We start from the raw sequence: 25,445 nt of genomic DNA on the forward strand, positions 1-25,445 counted from the left end.
TGTGATAAACTTGAAAATTGCTATAGATTGCGGACATACTCTTAGTGGTGCTGATTATGGAGCAGCAGGAATAAAAGCAGAATCTGTATTAACTAGAGAAGTAGGAAATAAAGTTATAAGTAAATTAAAAGCATTAGGTCATAATGTTATAAATTGTACTATAGATAATTCTAATAGTTTAGAAGAAAGTTTAAGTTATAGAGTAAATCAAGCCAATAACAACAATGTGGATTTATTCGTTAGCATACATTTTAATTGTTTTAACGGACAGGCACATGGAACAGAAGTATTTACATGGAGCGGAGAACAATTGACAGAAGCTGCTAGAGTATTGAATAATTTAGTAGGGCTTGGTTATGTAAATAGAGGAATCAAAGATGGTAGTAATTTATATGTAATAAGAAATACAAAAGCTAAAGCAATGTTAATAGAATGTTGTTTTTGTGATAGTAAAGAAGATATGAATAAATATGATGCAGAAAAAATGGCTAATGCAATTGTAGAGGGAATTATAGGTAAAGTTATATCTAATGATGATAATAGTAATTGGTATTCTTTAGATGGAAAAACTGGCATAGTAACTGCAAAGGATGGTTTAAATGTAAGGGAAGGTAAATCCACTAATAGTAAAATATTAGGTGTTTTAAAGCATGGAGAAAAAGTCAAATTATACATAAAAGAAGAAGATTGGATACATATTTATTACGGTGTACATGGTGGATATGTACATGGTGATTATATAGATATATTGTAGAGAAAGGTAGCTCTTGACTTGTTTAGGTTAGGAGCTATCTTTTTTTAGTTTATGAAAGCAAAGTTACGATATTATAAATATATAATAAAGGAATAAATATTATTGAAGCAAGGATATGGAAAAATTCAATAAAACTAAAATAATATTTAATATAGCTAGTAATAATAAATAATTATTGCTACTAATTCTATTAAGATAAAACCCTTTATACAAAAATTAAGAAATCACCCTTGTTGTTAGTAGGGTGATTTAGAAAAATAAATGTTGTTATATCCTTATTTCTCTTTTAATTTTACAAATATAGGGCTTAATAATGCTATAAATATAATATATAATATATAAGCTAAAAATAAAAAGAAATATGTGGACTGTGAACCTAAAAAAGGCACAAAAAATATTGGTAATGATATTAAGAAAGCAATTAATATTCTATATTGAGTCTTAATTTTGTATGTAGCACCACAATTTTGGCATGTTAATTTCTCACTAGAGATTACTGCATTTAAAAGTTTTTGTACTTAAAAACTTTATTACATTTTTCACAACTGAGTTTCATAAACTCACCTCCAACTAGTATAATTACATTATAACATAAACTTACATTTATATTCTATATATTTACTTTTTTATAAATAAAAGTTATAATGATTAAGTGAATAGTTTAGTTATTAAAAAGGGGGAGAATTATGAAAAAGTATTTAAGAAAAATATCTGCTATTCTAAGTATTATTTTAACTATGTCTGTAACTTCTTCAATCGCTTACGCAGACACTAAAGATTCACCTATTTTATTTGATGATTTACCGGATGAAACTGTTATTATGTATGTAGGTGGTGAAGAAGTTACTATTGGTGATTTGGATTCTGATAATAGTATAATTATCGAAGGTACCAAATATTTTTTTACGCCCAATGAAGAAATAGACGAATTAATTTTAAACGATAATTCAAATGATAATTTAAACGATGGAATGCCTAATTATGTAATCGATCCTGGTTATGACGGTTCAGGACCTCAAGCATTGGAAATACTTCCTTCTGGAAAAACTAATGCATTTGTGCAAAGAAGATTAAACACAACTGGATATAGTCAACAAACTGATACTTATTATTTAGACTCTAATACTGGAGCAAAGTTTGCTTATAATCTAGTATCTGGAAGTACTATGTCAATAATTGCTAACGGATGTCTTAGTATTGCACTTGGTGCAGCTAAATTTTACGTTGGGGCAATCTATTCGGCAGCAACTATGTTTTCTGCTCTCGCAAATAAATCAGTAGGGGATCAAATTATTAGTTACACATCCAGAGGACAAAAGGTTCGTATAACTAGTTGTAAGAGTCCTTATGGAACTTTGAAAGGTGTTTCTCAATGGAGTTCAAATGCAATAGAAATAACTTGTATAAATAATAAAACTACATCAGAATATATATACAATAAAGTTTTTTATTAATTTAATTATATAAATAATATGGAGCAAAACTAAAATGTTTTGCTTCTATTATTTAATAGAATAATTCTTATAAAACTAAAGAATCACCCTAATAGTAACAAGGGTGACTTCACGAATTAAACTATATATTTTAAAACTATAACCTTGTGTAAATAGATTACAGTTTCTTTTTTATTTGCTAAAAAGTTTAAATTGTATTGACTTAAAGAATTGAAATTATTTGTTTAATAATGTAAAATAATAAATGGTATAATTAAACTTTAATAGGGGGAATCCAATATGTATTTCTATTATATAAATTCATATTTACTTGCAGAGGACGATAATAATGATGAAGAATATGATACTTATGATTACACTACTGTAGCCAGTAATATAGAATATAATGAAGAAGAGCTATGGAAGCTAGTTGAAACAGCTTTAAATAATGGATGTAGATATGATGTTGAAGTTGCGGATTATTTAGTTAAAAATTATGGTTTTATAAAAGTAAAAATAACATCTGCTGCTAGTTTTAAAGAAAGAGACTAGATAGGGATAAAATGAAGATTAACTTTTTAGTGTTTATATATAGATAGAAAATAATATATTAAAGCTATAAAAGGGTTATTAGAAATTGTATCTAGTAATCCTTTTTTTATTTTAAATATATTAATACGTACTGTTTTCGTTAGAAGAGTATTGTTCCTGCAATCGCAGGAAGTAGATTTATATTTTATTAGTATATATGAATATGATTTTAGTGCTAAAATACAAATATTCTTTATCCATCAATGTGGATACTATAAAATAAAGTGTCGAATAAAGCTATATATAATATGTAGGGATTTTTTAAATAATGTTTGATTCTTTTAAATAATAGACGTATAATATGCGTATAAAGTAATTTAAAATAGTCCTATAAATGAATGAAAAATTTATTGGTATGTGTTTTTAGAAATTTACAAATAATATAAAGGTTTAAAGTTACCAAACCGTTGGTATTACTCAAGTAGATACCATAAATAAATTATTCGGATATACCATTCATAATGATAAAGGTAAACCTACAAATTCAGAATTTATTGCAATGGTTGCAGATAAGTTAAGACTAAAAAATAGGGTGGGATAATATAATATAAAAGGTCGACATTACTAAAATTAGAAAAATTGTATATATAAAAATGTTATGGCTATACATCAACTTATATTTTTTATTAAGTTGATTAAAAGGATATATTTTGGGAAAACCTCTTATTGATTGATTAGAGACTTCAATTAATAAGAGGTTTTCTTTTTTTGCCTAGATTAAAGGATATAATTTACACTTAAAAATGTTCTAGAAAAGATCTTTTAAAAATTCTGTAACAATTATTCATAATTATATAAAATTTTTAAATTATACAAAAAGAATTGACTATTAAAATAAAAATACCTTAGATATAAGAATATAGAGTTAATTTAATAAGCATAGGTATTTTATAGGAGTTTAAAACTGTGGAAATAAAACATTGTCTTATATTATAAAAATTAAGAGGATCAAATCTATTTTTATAGAATATTGCAATTATACAATAATTAACTAACAGTAATTAGCAGAAGGGATTTTATATATAAAAACAGTTTTTAATGAAAGAAATTGGAAGGAAAAATATGGCTATTATTGGTAACTGTATTATTTTTTTATGTATAACATTAGTTGGTTGCAATTCAAAAGAATTTAAAGAACAATATGAAAATCTTAGTATAGAAAATAATAAACTAGAACTAAATATCATTGATTATTTTGAAAAAATCTCTAGTTTAACTTCTTCTATAATAAAAAAAAATTGCTGATGAGTTAGATAATTTAATAAGAGAAGAAGAAAATATAAAGAAATATGAAAATTTAAAGTCATCAAAAGAATTGCAAGAAGAATATGATAATTTTCTTAAACTTTTAAATGAGAAAGATGAATTATATAAAGAGTTTGAAATATCCATTAGAGAGGCTAATAAGTTTACAATGAAATCTATACTTAAGGACATGATTAAAAATACAAAAGAAATGACTAAAATAAGTAATGAAATTAGCAATAAACTATCTAATCAAGATAAATAATTATTTTGTTTCTTGCTTGAAGTCCTGTTTTAAAAAATATTTAATTTAATTTAGATATTTTTTATTTGTCATTGATTTTTTTGGAGAAAGTATTATATAATAAAGTCAATAAACTGGAATTTTTAGGCTAATTAATAAAGAGACTTTAAAGATATATTCAGTAATTTAAATATAGTAAGTTTGAACTAGAAATAAATTTATTTATTAGCCTATGTATATCATTAAATATTACATAGGTTTGAACTTTTTAGGAGGTATTTTATGAAGCTTTATGAGAAAACCATTAATAAAGAATATATATATAAAGGAAAAATCTTAAATTTGAAAATAGAAGATGTAGAACTTCCCAATGGTAAGACTAGTAAAAGAGAAATTATAGAACATCCTGGAGCAGTGGCTATACTAGCTTTTAAAGATAAAGATACTTTAATATTAGTAGAACAATTTAGAAAACCATTAAATATGTCAATATTAGAAATACCAGCGGGTAAATTAGAAATTGGAGAAAATCCAGAATTATGTGCTATTAGAGAATTAGAAGAAGAAACAGGATATAAGTCAAAAAAATTGGAATATTTAGGGAAAATAGCAACTACACCAGGCTTTAGTGATGAGTATATTCACATATTTAAAGCCATAAATCTATATGAAGGAAATATAGGTGGAGATGAAGATGAGTTTATAAATCTCCATGAATATAAAATAGAAAAAATAAAAGAGATGATTAAGAATGGAGAAATAATTGACGGTAAGACTATCGCTGCATTAAGCTTCTTATAATTATTTTAATGGCATATAACTTTATCTTAATACATAAATATTAATTAACTTTATGTAGTTAAGGAGGAGTTAGAATGTCTTTAAGAACTTTATCAGAAGGAATTAATAGACAATTAGATGAAGATTTAATCTTATATTTTATTGCAATACTTTGTCTTTGTATAGGTATTGTTCTAGGTATATATGGAGTTAAAAAGCTAACAACTGTAGAAAAAGATTCAATTGTAAATTATATAACAGTAATATCTGATAGTTATTCAATAAAAAGTACAAGCTATAAATCAATATTCTTTCAAGGTGTGAAAAATAATATATTTATCATCTTTGCGTATTGGGGTTTAGGATTAACAGCTATAGGTATTCCAATAATATTGATACTAAATATTTTTAAAGGATTTACAATAGGTTTTACTTTTAGCTTTTTTATATCAAAATTAAGTAATAAAGGAGCTTTATTATCCTTTTTCGGAGTTCTTCCACAAAATTTTATTTATGTTCCATGTATTATCTTCGCATCAGTTTTAGGAATTAAATATTCTTTTTCTAAAATTAAGAACAAAGTTTACTATAAGAATATAGATTTAAAATCAAATACTTTAGAGTATTCAATCACTCTTCTATTTTGTGGATTAATTACTTTCATAGGCATACTTTTTGAAACTTTTATAAGTCCTTTTCTAATTAAGTTAATGTTATAAATATAGAGGTATCATTTTATGAATAAAGAATTAAGGGATTTTCTGATATTGTACCTTAGAACTTTAATCATCATAATTTTTATGGGGATAATATTACCAAATATATTAGATTATACACTTCATTTGATAACTAAAGGAACAACAATATACGAAAATAGTATTTTAGTTTGTAAATCTATTGATAAACAACGTGAGCTGTTATATAATTACATTCATATCTTTAAACTTTTTATAAATTTTTAGATTTTATGGAGTTTTATATGAATGAATTATTAAAAAAATATATTGAGCATTTACAGTTTAAAAATTTATCTTATAATACAATTGATGCATATAAAAGAGATTTAACCAATTTCATTGATTTTTTAAAGAGTAGAGATGAAGAGCTAAATACTATAGCTACTGATGTAATCATTCTTTATGCACAAAAGTTACAAAAGGAAGGTAAAGCTAATACTTCAGTTATTCGTAATATTATTTCAATAAGAAATTTTTATAAATACTTACTTATAAATAAAATAGTAGATGAAGACCCAACTTTAGCCTATGAACTTCCTAAAAATAAAAAAGAAATACCTAAAATTCTAACAGTAGAAGAAGTAGATAAGTTTTTATTACAACCAGATTTATCTACAGCTAAAGGTATAAGAGATAAAGCTATGTTAGAGGTTATGTATGCTACTGGGATAAAAGTAAGTGAATTATTAAGTTTAACAATCTATGATATAAATTTAAAACTTCTTTATATTAAGATTAGGAGCAAAGATGGAGATGAACGAATAATTCCTTTAGGCAGAACAGCATGTAAATATCTTAGCGAATATTTAGAAGTACGTGATCAATTTAATAAATATAACTTTGATTTACTATTTTTAAATATTAAAGGTAATAAGATGAGTAGACAAGGTTTTTGGAAGATAATTAAATATTACTCTAAAGAAGCAAATATAAATAAATATATGAATTCTTATACTTTGAGACATTCCTTTGCAGTTCATTTATTACAAAATGGCGCAGATATTAAATCTGTTCAGGAGTTATTAGGTCATAATAATATGAGTGCTACCCAAATTTACTCATTTATTTCTAGAAAAAATAAGATTGAAGAGATTTATAGAAAATCTCATCCTAGAGCATAGTAATATTGATAAACTGAAAGGAGTTAGGATTAGATGACAAAAAAAGTTGTACTTATAGTACTAGATAGTGTTGGTATAGGAGAACTTCCTGATGCAAAGGAATATGGTGATGAAGGAAGCAATACCTTAGGTAATATAGCCAAATCTATAAATAAATTTTCATTACCTAACATGGAGAAATTAGGATTAGGACATATAGATGAAATAAAGAATATAAAAACTTGTAATAATGTGGAAGGTGTTTACGGTAGATGCATAGAACTTTCTAAAGGTAAAGATACAATTACAGGGCATTGGGAATTAAGCGGTGTTGTATTAGAAAAACCATTGAAAACTTACCCTAAAGGCTTTCCTAAAGATATTATAGAAGAATTTGAAAGTAGAATTGGAAGAAAAGTGTTAGGAAATAAAGTTGCTTCAGGTACAGCAATTATTGAGGAACTTGGAGAAGAGCATATTCAAACAGGATACCCTATAGTTTATACTTCAGCAGATAGTGTGTTTCAAATTGCAGCACATGAAGAAATAATTCCATTACAAGAGCTTTATAATATGTGTAAAATTGCAAGAGAAATGCTTGTAGATGATAAAATGGTGGGAAGAGTTATAGCAAGACCATTTTTAGGAAATAAAAAAGGCGAATTTAAAAGAACTTCTAATAGACACGATTATGCATTAGACCCATTTGATAAAACCATTCTAGACTATATTAAAGAAAATAACAAAAGTGTAATGGCTGTAGGTAAAATAGAGGATATATTTAATAAAAGAGGTGTTACACATTCAGTTCATATAAAAGATAATATGGACGGTGTAGATAAAACTATAGATTATATGAAAACTGAGGATTGTGGGTTAATATTCACAAATCTAGTTGATTTTGATATGAAATACGGTCATAGAAATGATGTAGAAGGTTATGCTGAGGCATTAATGGAGTTTGATAATAGATTACCAGAAATACTAGCAAGCTTAGGCGAAGATGATGTGCTTATAATAACAGCTGACCATGGATGTGATCCTACTACTGAGGGTACAGACCATTCAAGAGAATATATACCAGTATTAGTTTATGGCAGACAAATAAAGCAAAATGTAAATTTAGGTACAAGAAAAAGTTTTTGTGATATAGGAAAAACTGTACTTGATTTATTAAATATAGAAAATCAGCTTAAAGGTGAAAGCTTTAAAGATTTATTAGTGAATTAGGAGGAATTAATATGGATATTAAAATAGTTATGGAAAGTGTGGACTACATTAAAAGTAAATTAAATTTTCAGCCTGAAATTGGAGTAATATTAGGTTCAGGACTTGGAGATATGGCGGATACGGTAGAGGAAAGAACTGTAATAAAATACTCTGAAGTACCTAATTTACCAGTATCTACAGTACAAGGCCATGCAGGACAATTTGTGGTTGGAAAACTTAATGGTAAAAATGTTATAATGATGCAAGGTAGATTTCATTATTATGAAGGATATGATATAAGCACTTTAGCATTACCTATATACATAATGAAAAATTTAGGAGTTGAATCATTAATAGTTACAAATGCTGCTGGTGGAGTAAATACTTCATTTGTACCAGGAGATTTAATGCTTATTAATGATCATATTAATTTCTGTGGAAATAGTCCGTTAATTGGAAAAAATGATGATAAGATTGGACCAAGATTTCCAGATATGTCCGAAGCATACTCAAAAGATTATATTAAGCTAGCACATGAAGTTAGTAGTGACCTAAACTTAAAGTTACAAGAAGGCGTATACATGATGTTCTCAGGCCCAACTTATGAAACTCCATCAGAAGTGAGAATGGCTAGAATTTTAGGTGCAGATGCAGTAGGAATGTCAACAGTTCCAGAAGTTATTGCAGCTAGACATTGTGGAATAAAAACTTTAGGAATCTCATGCATAACAAACATGGCAGCAGGAATATTAGATCAGCCATTAAATCATAATGAAGTAATAGAAACTTCCACTAAAGTAAAGTCACAATTTATTAAATTAGTAAAAGAAATAGTAGCAAGAATGTAATTTATATTAGTTAAGCACTTCCTTTTAAACATTAAAGGAAATGCTTAACTAAAAAACTTTGGAGGGAAATATGGAATTATTAGAAAAAATTAATGGGGCTAGAGAATATATTTTAAATAAAGAAAATAGGAAAATTGACTTAGCTATAGTACTTGGAAGTGGTCTAGGTGGAATAGTAAAGGACATAACTAATACTACTATAATTAAATATAAAGATATTCCAGGATTTCCTGAGTCTACTGTAAAAGGACATGCAGGGGAAATGATAATTGGGGATTTAATGGGAAAACGTATTCTTGCAATGAATGGTAGATTTCATTATTATGAAGGATATTCTATGGAGACTGTAACTTTCCCAGTAAGAGTAATAAAGTCTTTAGGAATTGATAAGATAATTATTACTAATGCTGCCGGAGGTATGAATCCAGAATTTGAGGCTGGGGACTTAATGCTTATTAATGATCATATTAATATGATGGGGGATAATCCACTAATAGGTAAAAACTATAAAGAACTAGGACCAAGATTCCCAGACATGTCTAATGCTTATGATAAAGAATTAAGAAGTATTGCTAAGAATGCAGCAAATACATTAAATATAAAGTTGCAGGAAGGAATATATTGCCCTGTAACAGGTCCTACTTATGAAACACCATACGAGCTCAGGATGCTAAGAAAAGTGGGCGGAGATGCAGTAGGAATGTCAACAGTACCAGAAGTTATTGTGGCTAATCATATGGCTATGAAAGTTTTAGGAATATCTTGCATTACTGACATGGCAATAGCAGAGGATTTGGAACCATTAGATCATTCAAAGGTAGTTGAAACAGCAAATAGAGCAATGAGCAAATTTATATCCTTAGTAAAGGAAATAATAAAGAATATGTAACTTAAGGAGGTGGAATATTTTTATTGGCATAAACTTTTATTGTGCACGATAGAAATAATATACTATGAGAATGTACGATTTAATATTAAAAAAGAGAAATAATGAAGAGTTAAGTACTGAAGAAATAAATTTTATAGTAGAAAACTATACTAAGGGAATAATACCAGATTATCAAATGTCAGCTATGCTTATGGCAATATATTTTCAAAAAATGAATGCAAGAGAAACTGCTGATTTAACTATGGCTATGGTTAATTCAGGAGATATTATAGATTTGAGTCCTATAAGAGGAATTAAGGTTGATAAACATAGTACTGGTGGAGTAGGAGATACAACTACATTAATACTTGCACCTATGGTTGCAGCACTTGATATTCCAGTAGCTAAAATGTCAGGAAGAGGTCTAGGTCATACTGGTGGTACAATAGATAAACTTGAGACTTTCAAAAACTTTTCAGTGGCTATGAGTGAAGAACAATTTATAAATAATGTTAATAACATTAAAATTGCTGTAGGTGGTCAAACTGCTGATTTAGCACCAGCAGATAAGAAATTATATGCACTAAGAGACGTTACTGCTACAGTAGACAATGTTTCGTTAATTGCATCTAGTATAATGAGCAAAAAAATAGCTTCTGGAGCAGAGTGTATTGTTTTAGATGTAAAGGTTGGAGAAGGTGCCTTTATGAAAACAGTAGAAAATGCCCGTGAATTAGGAACTGAGATGGTTAAAATAGGAAGGTCTGTTAATAGAAATACTATAGCAGTATTATCAGATATGGATCAACCACTAGGTTTAGCAATAGGAAATGCATTAGAGGTTGAAGAAGCCATAAATACACTTAAAGGCAATGGTCCTAAAGATTTAGAAGAATTATGCTTAACATTAGGGAGCCATATGGTAGTTTTAGCAGAAAAAGCTAAAGATGAAAATGAAGCAAGAGAAATGCTTAAGGAAGTAATAAAAAATGGTAAAGCTTTAGAAAAATTTAAGGAATTTGTTAAAGCTCAAGGTGGAGATGAATCTGTAATTGATCATGTTTCAAAACTTCCTAAAGCAAAATATGTAATACCAGTTTTAAGTCCTAAAGCTGGAGTTATTGAAAAAATACATGCTGAAAAATTAGGAATAGTTGCTATGGAACTTGGTGCAGGCAGAGCAACTAAAGAGTCAATAATAGATTTAGCTGTAGGAATTGTTTTAAATAAAAAAAGAGGAGATAAAGTTGAAGAAAATGAAGTTTTAGCATATATTCATTCCAATGATGAAAGTAATATAGAAAGAGCTAAAGCTGGAGTGATTAGTAATTATGTTATATCTCCAAATTATGAAGATAATATACCATTAATATATGATGTAATAAAATAGATAAAAAGCTTTCTGTGTTGTGCAGAAAGCTTTATTTTTATAAAAATAAGCTTAGATAAAATAAAAGGTGAAAATTTATTATGTAATTTAAGGCTATATTAGAGATTTAACAAAGAGAAGTATATTTATTAAATACACATAGTAATTAAATTGATAATTTTTACAGTACATAGATAACAATTTTAATCAATGTAAATTTTCACAAAATATATTAACTCTGTATAGTATTTTTTTACATTATATAAATTTTAATAGATTCTGTGATAATATTCTTATTTTAGGTAAAAATAAGCTTAGATAATTTTTACTTAAGGAGGATAACAATGAAAAAAAATAAAAAAACTCTATTGAGCTTATTATTAAGTTTTATATTATTAAGCCAGTTCTTAGTTATTCCAGTAAAAGCTGAGGATAAAATAAATAAAGAAGCAACTACAAATGCTGTAGAGGTTGATGCTAAATCAGCATTATTAATCGAGCCTTCTAGTGGTAAGGTGATTTTTGAAAAAAATCCTAATGAGAAATTTGCACCAGCATCTGTTACCAAAATCATGACTATGTTATTAGCAATGGAGGCTATAGATTCTGGTAAACTCAAATTAGATGATAAGATTGTTTGTAGTGCTAAAGTAAAATCTATGGGTGGAAGCAGCATGATACTCGATGAAGGTGAAGTTAGGACTGTTGAAGAAATATTAAAAGGTATAGCTATTGCTTCTGGAAATGATGCTGCAGTAGCAATGGCAGAACAAGTAGGTGGTACAGAGGAAGCTTTCGTTGAAATGATGAATAAAAGAGCACAAGAATTAGGAATGAAAAATACAACTTTTAGAAACTGCACAGGACTAAGTGCTGATGGACATTTAACTACAGCAAATGATATTGCTATTATGTCTATGGAATTATTAAAGCATCCTACCATATTAAAGTATTCCTCAATCTATATGGAAACTATAAGTGAAGGTCGTAAAAGTCCAATAGAATTAGTAAACCATAATAAATTAGTAAGATTCTATGAAGGCTGTGATGGACTGAAAACAGGATTTACAGAGGAAGCAAAGTATTGTATTTCCGCAACATCTGTAAGAAATAATGTAAGAATGCTTGCTATTATTATGGGTTCTCCAACTTATAAAATAAGAAATGCAGATGCAAGTAAACTTATGACCTATGGATTTGCCAAATTTGAAAGCAAAGATGCAGTTAGAAAAGATGAAGAAATCGAAAGAGTAGCTCTAAATAAAAAAGGAGATAACTTCTTTATAGCCAAAGCTAAAGACAATTTAAAAGTAACAATGGAGAAAAATAGTGAAGAAGAAATAGTGAAAAAAACTACTATAGATACCACAAGAAAGCACTATAAAGAAGGTGACATTGTAGGTTATTGTGAGATCTATGTAGGGGATAAGTTATTAGGAAAAGTAGAGTTATATAGTGATAGAGAAGCAAAACAATCTGAATTCTTTAAAAATATTAAAAATAGTATTTCTGATTTGTTTGATAAAGCAATTTAAGACATGTAAAATAATTAATAAAAGATACTGTACAATAATCAGTTGTTTTATAAAAAATATTAAAGTGAAATCCTAGGCATTATGCCTAGGATTTTTACTTTAATAATGAATTTTAACTATAAAGATGCTATAATACTAGAGAGAAATTATTTTAGAAATTAATGTGTTTTTATATAATTGAGGATTAATAATACTACTCAATATACTCTTGCAGTGAATTCTCAGCGAAGCCTGAGAATTTTTCAATTGCCTTATTAAAAATAATAAATTTTTTTAATTAATATAGTACATAGAACACAGTAGTTTAAACTGAATAATAAAGTATAACTTAAGGCACTGTAATAAAATAATTAGTTAAAATGAAAGAAATATTTTTTATCATATGAGAAAGCAGGTTCTACTAATAGAGATAATATCATTGGCTTTTGATGATATATGATATGCAAAACTTAACATGATGACTAGTTACCTTTAAAAGATGCCTAATATAAAAAAGGAGTATTCTTATGGCATTAAGTATTAAAATAACTAACTTTGAAGGTCCTTTTGATCTATTGTTACATTTAATTAAAAAGAATGAAATGGATATTTATGATGTAAAAATAATGGAAATAACGAACCAGTATTTACAATATTTAAATGATATGAAGGAAATGGATTTAGAAATAACTTCAGAGTTTATTGTTATTGCTGCTACACTTATTGAAATTAAGTCAAAGCTTTTATTACCTAAGCCTAAAGTTGAAGAAAGTGAAAATGAAGAAGATGCAGCTAAGGAACTTATTGAAAAGTTAGTTCAATATAAAAAATATAAATTAGCTTCTGAGTTTTTAGCATCTAAACAAAGGGAAACAGGGGCGGTATTTAGCAAAAAACCAGAGATAATTGAAGAAAAAAACAGTAAAAAAGAAAATCCATTAGATTTACTTAAAAATGTAACAATGTTGGATTTATATAATTTATATAATGAACTAATAAATAATTATGTGAACAAGATGAATATAGGCTCAAATTTCCAAGATAAGATTCAAATAGAAACTTTTAAAATTGAAGATAAGATGGAAGAGTTAAAAAGTTTAACATCCTCTTCTTCAAAACTTTATTTTACAAAACTTATTCGTAAATATGAAAGCAAAACTGAAGTTATTGTTACTTTTTTAGCACTGTTGGAATTGATAAAGTTAAAAACGGTGAAGGTTATACAGGAAAAAAATTTTTATGATATATACATAGAAAGGATAGAGGATAGTGAGTAAATATGATAATAATCAATTAGAAATAGAAGAAGTGTCTCATAAAAAAGTGTATTATTCCATTATAGAATCATTGCTTTATGTTAGTGGAGATCCATTAAGTGTAAATACTATAGCATCTATAATAGAGTGTTCTGTAGATTATACAGAAAAGCTAATGAAAGAATTAATGAAATTATATAGAGAAGAAGAAGTAAGAGGAATTAAAATAATAAAAAACAATAAGGAATATCAATTTGTAACTAAGCCTCAAAACTCTGATTATATTCAAAAATTACTGAAGACTAATGTAAGACAATCTTTATCTCAAGCAGCTTTAGAAACTTTAGCCATAATTGCTTATAAACAGCCAATTACGAGAGTAGAAATTGAAGAGATTAGGGGAGTCAAAAGCGATAGAGCAATTTATACTCTTATAGAAAAAAATCTAATTAAAGAAACAGGAAAAAAAGAGGTTGTAGGAAGACCTAATTTATATGCTACTACTGATGAGTTTCTAAAACATTTTGATTTTGGAAACATAGAGGAAATTCCAAGTCTAGATAGTTTTGAAGATGAAGAGTAAAAAGAACCATGGAAACATGGTTCTTATATTTTATCATTGTTAGAGTTAGGATTAAGGCTGTTGAGGTGGTTGAGGAGGTTGATGTTGTTGTGAAGTATTTTCATTACCTTCGCTATCATTTTTAAATAGGTCTTTAACCATATCAAATAATTGAGGAACAGTATCAATTATTTTATCATAAGTATTGTGGTGATCAACAGATAGCAATCTAATAGAGTCACCTTTAACTACTAAAAATCCAACAGGTTTAATTGTTACTCCTGCACCAGATCCTCCTCCAAAAGGATGTTGAGGTGAAGTGCTATTTCTTACACTTTCAAATTCTGTGCCTCCACAACCAAATCCAAAGCATACCCTTGATATAGGAATTATAACTGTACCATCATAAGCCGTTACTGGCTCACCTACTACAGTATTGACATCAATCATGTCTTTTATGTTTTCCATTGTACTTTTCATTAAATTTTCTATTGGATGATTTTCCATCTATGTTTCCTCCTTAATTTGTAGTTTTTTACATTGATGTAATGTATTTTCATCTTTAATACTTTTATTGATTATATAGTAGATATATATAAGTTTTGCAAAATTAAACAAAACTATACCTTTTATTTCTAAGTTTATATAAGACTTATTATATTCAGCCTTTATTTCAGTATTAAAATCTTTAACATAAAAAAAGTGATTTAAGATTCCATAAGTAAGAGAAGAAGCTTGATGAAGAAAACCATAGATTATAGCAGTTGCTGCAGCATCTTCAAAAGAATAATTTATTTTAGTATATAGTTTAATAGTAATTTTATATTTATTTCTTCTTAAATTACTTAGCATTCTTCTATAATGATTAATATTAAGCTTTTTACTGTGAATTTTATCCTTATATTTAAGCTTTTTATTTACTTTCTTAATTTTAGCCCTGTCCTCTTTTTTATCTAAATTAAATTGCTTATTATAAATCCATAATTGAAAATTTTTGTTTAAATAAATAAGTTTTATTTTTAGAGGAATAGGTAATAATAATATCATTGCAAAAATCAATAATAGTATAAAAAAAATTTTCATAAATTATCCTCCAGTCTATTGTTAATATTCTAGCCACAATGGGGAAAGTTATTCATAATTAGACTTAATATGGTAATTAATTATTTAATCGAGGTGATACAATGAGAAAGTTCTATTTAAGATTTATTTCAATGATTTTAACAGCATTAATCATAAGTTCATCAATGTTTTATACCTGTTATGGTAAAGAATTAAATGTAAATGCAGGAAGTGCAATAGCTATAGATGGTAATAGCGGTAGGGTAGTTTATGAAAAAAATGCATATTCTTCAATAGCTATAGCTAGTACTACTAAAATAATCACAGCTTTAGTAGCTCTAAACTATGGAATTTTAGATGAAGAGTTTGTTATATCAAAAAATGCTGCCAGCATAAGAGGATCAACTGTTGGTTATAAGGAAAATGAAAAAATAACACTTCATGAATTATTATATGGACTTATGTTTAAATCTGGTAATGATGCGGCCATTGCTATAGCAGAAGGAATTTCAGGATCTGTAGAAGAATTTTGTAAGCTAATGAATGAACATTGCTTAGAGATTGGATTAATAAATTCCCATTTTGAATCTCCTCATGGATTAGACAGCATGTATCATTATTCTACAGCCTACGATTTAGCAATAGCTACTAAAAAGGCAAAAGAAATTCCTAAATTTGAAGAAATAGTTTCTTCTAAATCCATTTCTAAAGAGCAATATAATTTTACAAGAGATTATCAAAACATAAATAAATTACTATATCAGATGCCAAATGCTAATGGAGTAAAAACAGGGTATACAGGAAAAGCTGGAAAATGTTTAGTATCTTCAATAAATATGAATGGAGGAGACATTATAATAGTGACTTTAAATTGTACTCCAAGATGGGAAGAAACTAAAAAAATATTTAATTATGTTAAAGAAAATTATGAATATAAAAAACTATTTTCAAAGGGTGAGTTAGTTAAGGAAATAGATACTCAAGATGGAAAAGAACCTTTAGAATTGTCTGTAGATAAGGATATAAACATGCTTACAAAAAAAGATGAAGAATTAAAAGTAGAAATAAAAGCTCCTAATACCTTAAAAGCACCAGTTAATAAAGATGAAATGGTAGGGTCAATAGTCATAAGTGATGAAAAAGAACAATTATTATGTGAGCCTTTAATAACTAATAATCATGTAAATAAGAAACCTTTCTATCGAATACTTAAAGAAAAAATATTTGATTAGATGCAGGAGTTTATAACAATTATTCTTTTATTTTTTATAATTTAATATAAAAATAGAGCTTAGATGAAAAGAAAGATTTCTTTTCATCTAAGCTTTTGTTTTAAAACATACAACAACATAAAAGTTGATAATAAGTCTATAAATATTGATGTTAAATAGATAAGTATTATAGAGCATGAAGAGATGTGAATAGTCTACATGACATATCAAATAATTCTATATTAAAAATAAATAATTTATGTTGAATTAAATTGTTGAAATTTTTCGAAAAATGGCAAATGACTTATTGTAATTTATTAAATAAATAATAAAATAAGGTAATAATGTAAAATTATATTTTTTTATTTATAAAAAAGAATTTTTTAAGTATTCTAAAATGAAGTTATTGAAAAAATAGAAAATCCTTATCTAAATACTTCTATAAATTAAAGAGTAAAATTGCTGGACAGGTTATGATAATCTGATTTTTATACAAGATGAGTAGCTGTAGATTTTGTGAGGATATTATTCTGATATACATATAACTTAATTATAAAATAAAATTTATTAAGTGAAAGGAATAGATCTAATTATGGAAAAATTAGATTTAGAATATAAGATAACTGGAAAAGGAGAGCAGATACTTGTTATAGAATCAGGGATAGGCGGCTCATTTTACGATTGGCATGCTTTGATTAACGATATTAAGGAGGATTTTACTATAATTTTGTATAATAGAGCTGGCTATGGGAAAAGCAAAGCTTCAAATAAATGTAGAACTACTAAAAATATTTCTGAAGAACTCAATAGTCTCTTAGATAATATAGGAGTTAAAGAAAAGTTTATTTTAATGGGACACTCATTTGGAGGACTATGTGTACAACAATATGCAAAAATGTACCCTAATAAAATAAATGGGATAGTTCTTGTAGATTCAACTTCTTATAATTTTAAGCAATTATACAATCTTAATATACCAGTAATGGATTCACTTATAAGTATTAATAAAATGATTGAATGTAATATTAATAATTCAAAAAAATCAAAGGAAGAACTTAAAAATCAATGTAAAAATATTATATCAGGATATAAAAATACACTATCTGAAAATGAAATTGTAGATTGTGAAGAATTTTTAAGTAACCCTCTACTTTATAAAATGATGGCAGATGAATTTAAAAATTGGGAAAGAAGCAGCAATAGCATAAAAGAAATGGGGGAATTTCCTAATATTCCACTAAAAGTAATTGCAAGGGATAATAAAGTAGCAGAAAAATATTGGATTAATTTAAGCATTCCAATTGAAGAGCCATTTTATATGAAAACAAATGGCGTGAATTACAAGTTGAACTATCAAAATTGTCTAGTAAAGGTGAATTAATAATCGCAGAAAATAGTGATCATGAAGTATATTTAGATAGACCTGACATTTTAATTAATTGCTTAAAATCATTAATTTAATCTGTTATGAATGATTAAATTTGTATTAAGTGAATTATATAGGCGAGGATATTCTAAATGTTTCCTTTGGTGCTTAGTAGGCAATCCTGCTGAGTATCTATATAAAATAGAAGGTTTTGTAATAGAAGATTTATGAGATTATGAATATGTTACTAAGTAATTGTAATTAGTATATATATGATAGAAGTTATAAAATAATAATAATTCAATATTTTAAGTAAAAGACGTAAATATATGAACAATAATTTTAATCCATAATTCAAGAAGATAAAAAAGCTCTATTTAATAAGAAATTTAAGAAAGGAGAGTATACAAATATATAATAGTATACAATCAGTTATGATTAAATATAATCTTGAAATGGAATTAATTAAAATATTAAAATTGAATATTCAAAATGACGAAAAAAAAGCTTTGAATGAATTCCTTGAATTTTTAAAGGAAAAAGGAAATCCAATTATTGAACCAATAAATGATGAACCAGACAATTCATTAGTTACAATATTTTATTTTGCTGAACAACCGATTAATAATGTGCTTATAATGTCACAAATATTACCAGCCTTAACTGATGAGAATATTGAAGAACATCTCCTTGATCGTATTGGTGATACAAATTTATGGTATGGAACTTATAAAATTAGAAATGACATAAAATTTTCGTACAATGTGTTTCCTAATGACTCTCTACTTATAGGATGTAAAGAATGATACAAAAATATGAGAGCAGATAAATTCAACAAAAACAAACTGATTTTCAATAGACCTGGTAGTTTTAAGGTGGAAATACCATATGTTAATATGCCTAACTCAGACGAAAATTTTTGGCTTGAAGAAAGAATCAACATCCCAAAAGGAACTATTACAAAGTATGAATTTGAAAGTTCATATTTCATAGAACCTAGAGTTATAAACGTTTATAAACCCTCTGGTTATAGCAAGGATTCATCACCTTATGGTTTTATTACATTGACAGATGGATATGATTATATAAATGTTCTTAAAGCAGAACAAGTCTTGAATAATTTGATTGCTGATAAAAAAATCCCGCCTATTGTAGCAATTTTTATTGATTCAACAGATAAAAGGTCTAAGGATTTATCGTGTAATGATTTATTTTGTAGTTCCGTAGCAAATGAAATGATTCCTTGGATTAGAGGAAAATATAACTTATCAGACGATCCACAAAAGGCAATAATCGGTGGGGTGAGCCTCGGAGGATTAACAGCTACATATATGGGGCTAAAACATTCTGATGTATTTGGAAACGTACTTTGTAAATCAGGTTCATTTTGGTATAAGCCTATAAAATCAGATAAAAAAAGCAATATCAAGTGGAGCTTGAAAAGAGAGGTAGTGAACTTGATTGTTGGATGAGTGTACAAATAAAATTAAGTCCAAAACTGCCACTTAAGTTTTACATGAATGTAGGCGTTCTTGAAAATAAACAAACAATGATTAATAATTCAGTGAATGTTAAGAAGACATTAGAATCATTAGACTATCATGTTGATTTTGAATTTTTTAAAAGTGGACATGACTACCTGAGTTGGGGGCAGACACTTGCTACTAGATTAATTTCACTTATTGGATACCAGGATGATAAAGAATAATATCAATTTCACATAGGGTTTCAACAGTTGCTGGATCAGAGAACATGATAGTATTGCAATTTGTAAGAAAGTACAAAAAACAAAGACTTAAAAAGTTAATTATAGGGGGAAATTATGGAGTTTAATAGATCTAAAATATTAGAAATAGTAAGAAAACAATTGGCAAATGATTATGGAACGAGGGATTGTACCTTATTATGGAACTGCTTCATCAAATATAGCATCGCAATCTGTTGCATATATAAGTGGATTTATTCCAGCGTGGATATGTTCATATAAAAATACCTTTGACGGAACAGCACCATATGATACATACTATATAAATTATAAAAGATAGATTGAAAATTAAAAAAGAGTATGGAGTGACTAAGAAATATTAAAAATATTGAAAATCATGATTGTATAAATTTATATAAGAATCAAGCAAAAAATATTAAAGGTGAAAGAGAAAAATTTAATGTCAGTAAGAGTTGTAGAAGTTCATAAAGAACGGTATAAGATTATAACAAATTTTAAAGGAATTTTTACAAACTAAACGGAATAGAATAGAGAACTATTATGAAATAATCACAAAATATCTAAATACCTTTACTCATTGGAATTCAGTTGTAAATAAGAGAATAATTTAGCCAATAAAATAATAAATTGAAGGAAGGTAAGGGCAAATATGACTAAAGTTATTATTTCAGATCTTGATGGGACATTGTTAAGAAGTGACAAAACAATTTCAGATTATTCTATTAATGTTTTAAAAAAGTGCAAAAATGAAGAAAATCAGCTTATATTTGCTACAGCAAGACCTCCAAGAGATATATATAAGTATATTCCACATGAGTTAAAGAATGATATTATTATTTGCTATGATGGTGCTCTTGTAATTAAAGGTGAGGATACTTTATATAAAATGGAGATGTCTAAAAAAGCTATCTTAGATATTATGGATGCAGCAAAAAAGTATAATCTTAATAATATTTGTATTGAAATAAATGATAAACTTTATTCAAATTTTGATGTTTCAGATTATTTTGGTAAAGCACCCTGTGAAATTTTGGATTTAAGAGAACTAGATTTTACAGTAGCCTTTAAAGTCATTATTTGTACTAAGGAATCAATAGACCCAGAGTTACTTAAAAACTTACCTAAAGAGTGTAAAGGTGTAATTACAGATAAGGGTACATTGTGCCAGATAATGCATTCAGAGGTTTCAAAATGGAATAGTATTAAATATGTTATTAGTCATCTAAACTGTGAAATATCGGATACAATTGCATTTGGAGATGATTATAATGACATGGAAATGATAAAAAATTGTGGAACAGGTGCTGCAATGAAAAATGCGATTGATGAACTAAAGTCTGTTGCAAAATTTGTAGCAAAAAGTAATGATGAAGATGGGGTTGTTGTATTTTTAGAAAATAATAAATTTATTTATACGAACTAACTAATGATAAATAATATTATAGATATGGCAAAGAAAGCAAATGCAAAATTAAAAGCAGAGTTTCTTGAAACAGATATTAAATGATATGGGATTAAAGCTTAGATATGCAAAAACAATTTATAAGACAAAATGACCTTTTGCAGGAATAGGAAAAGAAAGAGCAAATGAGTCAATGAAATTATTTAAGGATCAAAATATTAAAGCTATTTTTGATGTTTCAGGTGGAGCTTCTGCCAATCAAATATTAGGGTACCTTGATTATGAAATTATTAAAAAGAATAATAAGCCTTATTTTAAAGTTATATTATGATTTTCGCTTGTAAAATGTAACAAATATGTAATAATTAAATATCTTAATATTAGAGTAATCTAGGAGGTTGTAAGATGAGTTATGAGCCATATACTTGTATAGATTGCGGAAGTGAATTTTGTCCTTGTCACTTGGCGGAATCTGGCAACTGCATTCTATGTTCACACCTAGATGGCAAAGATTTTTGTGATTGTTGCAATTGGAATGGTGTTTGTATATATCAGGAATTCGTTACTAATAACTTTAAAAGCAAACCAGGAAGAAAATATCAAAGTTGTAAAGTCATAGATAAATACAAAATTGAAGATAAAATACTAATTTTAAAAGTAAAAGCTAGTGACAAGCTTGTTAGTGAACTTGTGAATCCAGGAAGTTTTGTTTTTGTTAGAAAAACAGATTGTGAAAAAAAATTTGACACTCCAATTTGTGTAATGGATAGTAATACTTCAGAAAATGTATTAACTTTAACTATTGAACTTAAAGGGGTCAAAACCAAATCACTAGATAAATTGGATATAGGTGATGATATCTTAGTTAAAGGGCCATTTTGGAATGGAATATTAGGACTGAAAGCAATAATGGAAGCTAAAAATCAGATTTGTTTATTAGTAGTTAGAGGAATTGGTCAAGCACCTTTATTGCCAGTTTTAGAAAAGTTAAAGCATAACAACAATAAATTAATTGTCTTAATTGATAAAAATCCTTTTAAAGATATTTTTATTAAGGAGGAACTTTCTAAATATGCTGATGAAATTATAGAATGTATAACTATAATTCCTGGCGGACTATTAAGTGGAGCATGTAAAAATAAGTTAGAATATATACTAGAAAGTAACAAAATCTCATTGGTACATTGCGATGGTGCAGATATATTAAATTATCAAGTTATGAAAATAATAGAAGGTCATGATAAAAATATTAAGTTTTCTTGTTGTAATAATGAAAAAATGTGCTGTGGTGAAGGAGTATGTGGAGCGTGCACCATTATGAATAATGACGAGAAGTTAAGAAGACTTTGTAAGATACAGACTGAACCAAAGCATGTTTTAGAAGGGAGGAGAATGTTTTGAAGGTTGTAGTAATTGGGGGTGGATGGTCCGGTTGTGCCGCAGCCATATCCGCTAAAAAAGCTGGTGCAGAGGTTACCTTACTTGAAAAAACAGATTTATTATTGGGACTAGGAAATGTAGGCGGAATAATGAGAAATAATGGTAGATATACTGCTGCTGAAGAACTTATAGCACTTGGTGCAGGTGATTTAATTCACATTACTGATAATAATTCAAGACATAAGAATATAGACTTCCCTGGTCATAAGCATGCATGGCTTTATGATGTTAATAAAATAGAGCCAGAGGTTAGAAAGCACTTGTTAGACTTAGGAATTGAAATTAAATTGGTAACTAGAGCAGTAGATGTAGAAAGAGAAGGGAGTAAATTAAAAGGCATATATATTTCGGATGGAAGTTTTATTGAAGGAGATGTTTTTATAGAAACCACAGGATCTACTGGACCTATGGGAAATTGTTTAAGATATGGTAATGGATGCTCTATGTGCATATTAAGATGTCCTGCTTTTGGACCAAGAATAAGCATTAGTCATAGGGCGGGAATAGAAGATATAAAGGGAGAAAGAGACGAGGATGTTTATGGAGCTTTTAGTGGATCTTGTAAACTAGCTAAGGAAACTCTTTCCAAAGAGATAATAGAAGAACTTGATGAAAAGGGTGTAGTAGTGTTAACTGTTCCTGTTGAGGATATCAATTTAGATAAATTAACGCAAAAGGTATGTCAACAATATGCACTTAAAGAGTTTGCTGAAAATATAGTTTTACTGGATACTGGCCATGCAAAACTGATGACATCTTATTATCCATTAGAAAAGCTTAGAAAAATTAAAGGATTAGAATCAGCAAAATTTTTAGATCCTTATGCTGGAGGAAAGGGAAATTCTATTAGATATCTTTCTGTAGCACCTAGGACAGATGACTTAAAAGTCATGGGATTAGATAATTTATTCTGTGGAGGAGAAAAAAGTGGACTGTTTGTAGGTCATACAGAAGCTATATCCACTGGTTCTATTGCAGGGCATAATGCAGTTAGGAATTATCTTGGAATACCATTATTAATTTTACCAAGGAATCTAGCTATTGGAGATATTATTGCTTATGCTAATGAAAAGGTACAGACTAAAGAAGGTAGAAGAAATAGATACACTTTCGCGGGAGCTGGATATTTTAAACGAATGCAAGAAACGGGATTATACTCAACGGATAATGAGGAGATTCATAATAGAGTTAAGAAAGTAAACTTAGATAATATATTTAATGAAAAATTAATATAAGATATTAAAGGTTGGAGCAGATGTTCCAATCTTTTTTATTAAATATAAGCAGTTAAATTTTAAAATAGATATATGTAGAGATCATGAAAATAAAGTTTTTTATGATGTAGTTAAAGGATCAAAAATTCATTGCAAGAAGTGAGTATATAAACTATTAAAAGATAGATTTTTAAAATTTAAGAAGGGTCATATTAAAAATATATATAATTATACTTATAATAAGGTGGATAATATTATCCACCTTTATCTATTAAAATAATATCTTATTTTAAGCTATCTTTGTATATTTTAATAATATCATCTTCACAAACTATATTTGGATGATTTTTAAGTTTAGCATCATTGCTAGCCATTGCCTTACCATAACTTAATATTTCCTCATCAGTAAGGTCTACTGGTTTTCCTAGAACTTCTATTAAAAATTCACCTAGTTCATCTAAACTATTAAATTTAAGTAATGATATTATTTTACTAACTTTTGCTTTATCACTACAAAAGTTTAAGTACGATTTTAGCAACATTCCATTTGCCTTTCCATGGGGAACATTTTTAAAATAAGTCAATGCATATCCCATACCATGAGGAAGCGAAGTGCCAGCTTGTGAAATTACCATTCCAGCAATAGTGGAAGCAATTAATAATTTTTCGCGAATTTCAAAGTTAATTTCATTTTTTCTTAAAGATTGAATGCATTGACCAAATAATTCTAACCCTTTTTCTGCTAATACATCACTAAAGATATTAGCATTGGTAGCTAGATAGCCTTCGATTAAATGTGAAAGTGCATCCACCCCTGTATTCATTGTAACTTCTTTAGGGGTACTCATAAGATAAGTTGCATCTAAAAAAGCGACTGTTGGAAATATTCTTTGAGATATACCTTTTTTTGTTTGAAGTTCATGATCTGTAACAATAGCATAAGGTGTAGTCTCTGTACCTGTACCAGCAGTAGTAGGTACTGCTATAATTGGAATGGAATTTAATAATGGTGAGATAGATAAATCATTTGAATTTGAGTCAATATTTTTAATAAGTACTCCAGCTGCTTTTGCTGCGTCTATTGGAGAGCCACCACCTACACCAATTATAAAATCCACTTCTTCATCTTTTCCTAAAGTTGCAATTTTTTCTACAGTTTCTAGAGAAGGATTTTCTTCAACTTCATTAAATATAACATAAGGTATATTTAAATCCTTTAAAGATGTTTCCACATCTTTTAAAGAGCCATTTTTTCTTGATGAATTCCTACCAGTAACAATTAATGCTTTTGTACCAATACTTATTAATAAATTTTTATGATTATTTATAGCATTTTTTCCTACAACAATTTTTGTTGGCATGTGAAATATTGGATTATTCATAATAATACCTCCTAAATAAAAGACTTTACATAAATATATCATTATTAGAAATTTTCTACAATAACAGTCAAATTATAAAAAAAATGTTTATAGTGTATATTAGTCATTTTAAGGAAATGAATACTTAGTATG

Annotated in this window: 28 protein-coding genes and 1 pseudogene; 26 read left to right on the forward strand and 3 right to left on the reverse strand. The window is 27.4% G+C overall.

From position 1 onward, the window contains the following. Positions 1 to 10: 10 nt before the first annotated feature. From ACWPW7_RS13095 to scpB, 16 genes and pseudogenes are all read left to right on the forward strand, one after another. Positions 11 to 754, forward strand: a complete 744-nt coding sequence (locus ACWPW7_RS13095; RefSeq protein WP_454053858.1) for an N-acetylmuramoyl-L-alanine amidase — start codon at positions 11 to 13, stop codon at positions 752 to 754. A 686-nt stretch (positions 755 to 1,440) separates the two neighbouring features. Next, complete coding sequence (locus ACWPW7_RS13100; RefSeq protein ID WP_454053859.1) at positions 1,441 to 2,208, forward strand: hypothetical protein; 768 nt, start codon at positions 1,441 to 1,443, stop codon at positions 2,206 to 2,208. 279 nt (positions 2,209 to 2,487) lie between these two features. Further along, positions 2,488 to 2,739, forward strand: a complete 252-nt coding sequence (locus ACWPW7_RS13105; protein WP_454053860.1) for a hypothetical protein — start codon at positions 2,488 to 2,490, stop codon at positions 2,737 to 2,739. Between the two features lie 457 nt (positions 2,740 to 3,196). Continuing rightward, positions 3,197 to 3,319, forward strand: a pseudogene (locus ACWPW7_RS13110) (sporulation initiation factor Spo0A C-terminal domain-containing protein); the annotation flags it as partial. Between the two features lie 521 nt (positions 3,320 to 3,840). After that, a complete protein-coding gene (locus ACWPW7_RS13115; RefSeq protein ID WP_454053861.1) occupies positions 3,841 to 4,023 on the forward strand; it encodes a hypothetical protein in 183 nt (60 codons plus the stop codon). A 70-nt stretch (positions 4,024 to 4,093) separates the two neighbouring features. Beyond that, positions 4,094 to 4,288 carry a hypothetical protein gene (locus tag ACWPW7_RS13120; protein ID WP_454053862.1) on the forward strand — a complete coding sequence of 65 codons (195 nt, stop codon included), beginning with the start codon at positions 4,094 to 4,096 and terminating at the stop codon, positions 4,286 to 4,288. A gap of 261 nt (positions 4,289 to 4,549) precedes the next feature. Continuing rightward, entirely contained in the window at positions 4,550 to 5,068 is a 519-nt protein-coding gene (locus tag ACWPW7_RS13125; protein ID WP_454053863.1) for an NUDIX hydrolase, read from the forward strand. A 74-nt stretch (positions 5,069 to 5,142) separates the two neighbouring features. Then, the gene (gene spoIIM, locus ACWPW7_RS13130) at positions 5,143 to 5,766 is read left to right on the forward strand and encodes a stage II sporulation protein M (RefSeq protein ID WP_454053864.1); all 624 of its coding nucleotides are present in this window, start codon (positions 5,143 to 5,145) and stop codon (positions 5,764 to 5,766) included. A gap of 260 nt (positions 5,767 to 6,026) precedes the next feature. Next, a complete protein-coding gene (gene xerD / locus ACWPW7_RS13135; protein WP_291562151.1) occupies positions 6,027 to 6,905 on the forward strand; it encodes a site-specific tyrosine recombinase XerD in 879 nt (292 codons plus the stop codon). 33 nt (positions 6,906 to 6,938) lie between these two features. Continuing rightward, complete coding sequence (locus ACWPW7_RS13140; protein WP_454053865.1) at positions 6,939 to 8,114, forward strand: phosphopentomutase; 1,176 nt, start codon at positions 6,939 to 6,941, stop codon at positions 8,112 to 8,114. An 11-nt stretch (positions 8,115 to 8,125) separates the two neighbouring features. Then, on the forward strand, positions 8,126 to 8,941 hold the full coding sequence (locus ACWPW7_RS13145) for a purine-nucleoside phosphorylase (protein ID WP_039630252.1): 816 nt from the start codon (positions 8,126 to 8,128) through the stop codon (positions 8,939 to 8,941). A 70-nt stretch (positions 8,942 to 9,011) separates the two neighbouring features. Next, positions 9,012 to 9,830, forward strand: a complete 819-nt coding sequence (locus tag ACWPW7_RS13150) for a purine-nucleoside phosphorylase (protein WP_454053866.1) — start codon at positions 9,012 to 9,014, stop codon at positions 9,828 to 9,830. 64 nt (positions 9,831 to 9,894) lie between these two features. After that, a complete protein-coding gene (locus tag ACWPW7_RS13155; protein ID WP_454053867.1) occupies positions 9,895 to 11,199 on the forward strand; it encodes a pyrimidine-nucleoside phosphorylase in 1,305 nt (434 codons plus the stop codon). A 323-nt stretch (positions 11,200 to 11,522) separates the two neighbouring features. After that, positions 11,523 to 12,713, forward strand: coding sequence for a D-alanyl-D-alanine carboxypeptidase family protein (locus tag ACWPW7_RS13160; RefSeq protein ID WP_454053868.1), 1,191 nt, complete (start codon positions 11,523 to 11,525; stop codon positions 12,711 to 12,713). A 506-nt stretch (positions 12,714 to 13,219) separates the two neighbouring features. Next, positions 13,220 to 13,969, forward strand: a complete 750-nt coding sequence (locus ACWPW7_RS13165) for a segregation/condensation protein A (protein WP_291559957.1) — start codon at positions 13,220 to 13,222, stop codon at positions 13,967 to 13,969. After that, on the forward strand, positions 13,962 to 14,531 hold the full coding sequence (scpB, locus tag ACWPW7_RS13170) for an SMC-Scp complex subunit ScpB (protein ID WP_291559959.1): 570 nt from the start codon (positions 13,962 to 13,964) through the stop codon (positions 14,529 to 14,531). Before ACWPW7_RS13165 ends, scpB begins: the two co-directional genes overlap by 8 nt. Before the next feature lie 51 nt (positions 14,532 to 14,582). Here scpB and ytfJ read toward each other — a convergent pair whose 3' ends face one another. Then, entirely contained in the window at positions 14,583 to 15,017 is a 435-nt protein-coding gene (gene ytfJ, locus ACWPW7_RS13175; protein WP_454053869.1) for a GerW family sporulation protein, read from the reverse strand. Next, positions 15,018 to 15,593 (reverse strand): DUF2953 domain-containing protein, encoded by a 576-nt coding sequence (locus tag ACWPW7_RS13180; RefSeq protein WP_454053870.1) that lies wholly within the window; start codon positions 15,591 to 15,593, stop codon positions 15,018 to 15,020. Between the two features lie 101 nt (positions 15,594 to 15,694). On the opposite strand from ACWPW7_RS13180, the gene ACWPW7_RS13185 reads away from it, so the two are divergent. From ACWPW7_RS13185 to ACWPW7_RS13230, 10 genes are all read left to right on the forward strand, one after another. Continuing rightward, on the forward strand, positions 15,695 to 16,804 hold the full coding sequence (locus tag ACWPW7_RS13185) for a D-alanyl-D-alanine carboxypeptidase family protein (RefSeq protein WP_454053871.1): 1,110 nt from the start codon (positions 15,695 to 15,697) through the stop codon (positions 16,802 to 16,804). A gap of 571 nt (positions 16,805 to 17,375) precedes the next feature. Continuing rightward, positions 17,376 to 18,164, forward strand: coding sequence for an alpha/beta fold hydrolase (locus ACWPW7_RS13190; protein ID WP_454053872.1), 789 nt, complete (start codon positions 17,376 to 17,378; stop codon positions 18,162 to 18,164). Positions 18,165 to 18,583: 419 nt separating this feature from the next. Continuing rightward, positions 18,584 to 18,955, forward strand: coding sequence for a hypothetical protein (locus tag ACWPW7_RS13195; protein ID WP_454053873.1), 372 nt, complete (start codon positions 18,584 to 18,586; stop codon positions 18,953 to 18,955). 69 nt (positions 18,956 to 19,024) lie between these two features. Next, the gene (locus ACWPW7_RS13200) at positions 19,025 to 19,621 is read left to right on the forward strand and encodes an alpha/beta hydrolase (protein WP_454053874.1); all 597 of its coding nucleotides are present in this window, start codon (positions 19,025 to 19,027) and stop codon (positions 19,619 to 19,621) included. Beyond that, on the forward strand, positions 19,618 to 19,857 hold the full coding sequence (locus tag ACWPW7_RS13205) for a hypothetical protein (RefSeq protein ID WP_454053875.1): 240 nt from the start codon (positions 19,618 to 19,620) through the stop codon (positions 19,855 to 19,857). The genes ACWPW7_RS13200 and ACWPW7_RS13205 overlap by 4 nt, the downstream gene beginning before the upstream one ends. 172 nt (positions 19,858 to 20,029) lie before the next feature. Continuing rightward, on the forward strand, positions 20,030 to 20,194 hold the full coding sequence (locus ACWPW7_RS13210; RefSeq protein WP_454053876.1) for a hypothetical protein: 165 nt from the start codon (positions 20,030 to 20,032) through the stop codon (positions 20,192 to 20,194). A gap of 330 nt (positions 20,195 to 20,524) precedes the next feature. Beyond that, a complete protein-coding gene (locus ACWPW7_RS13215; protein WP_454053877.1) occupies positions 20,525 to 21,298 on the forward strand; it encodes an HAD family hydrolase in 774 nt (257 codons plus the stop codon). A 145-nt stretch (positions 21,299 to 21,443) separates the two neighbouring features. Further along, the gene (locus ACWPW7_RS13220) at positions 21,444 to 21,608 is read left to right on the forward strand and encodes an LD-carboxypeptidase (RefSeq protein WP_454055509.1); all 165 of its coding nucleotides are present in this window, start codon (positions 21,444 to 21,446) and stop codon (positions 21,606 to 21,608) included. A 74-nt stretch (positions 21,609 to 21,682) separates the two neighbouring features. After that, the gene (locus tag ACWPW7_RS13225; RefSeq protein WP_454053878.1) at positions 21,683 to 22,678 is read left to right on the forward strand and encodes a sulfide/dihydroorotate dehydrogenase-like FAD/NAD-binding protein; all 996 of its coding nucleotides are present in this window, start codon (positions 21,683 to 21,685) and stop codon (positions 22,676 to 22,678) included. Further along, positions 22,675 to 23,952: an FAD-dependent oxidoreductase gene (locus ACWPW7_RS13230; protein WP_454053879.1), complete on the forward strand. Its 1,278-nt coding sequence runs from the start codon at positions 22,675 to 22,677 to the stop codon at positions 23,950 to 23,952. The genes ACWPW7_RS13225 and ACWPW7_RS13230 overlap by 4 nt, the downstream gene beginning before the upstream one ends. 263 nt (positions 23,953 to 24,215) lie before the next feature. Here ACWPW7_RS13230 and ACWPW7_RS13235 read toward each other — a convergent pair whose 3' ends face one another. Then, positions 24,216 to 25,313 carry an iron-containing alcohol dehydrogenase family protein gene (locus tag ACWPW7_RS13235; RefSeq protein ID WP_454053880.1) on the reverse strand — a complete coding sequence of 366 codons (1,098 nt, stop codon included), beginning with the start codon at positions 25,311 to 25,313 and terminating at the stop codon, positions 24,216 to 24,218. Positions 25,314 to 25,445 lie beyond the last annotated feature (132 nt).

This window comes from Clostridium sp. Marseille-Q7071 (assembly GCF_965112025.1).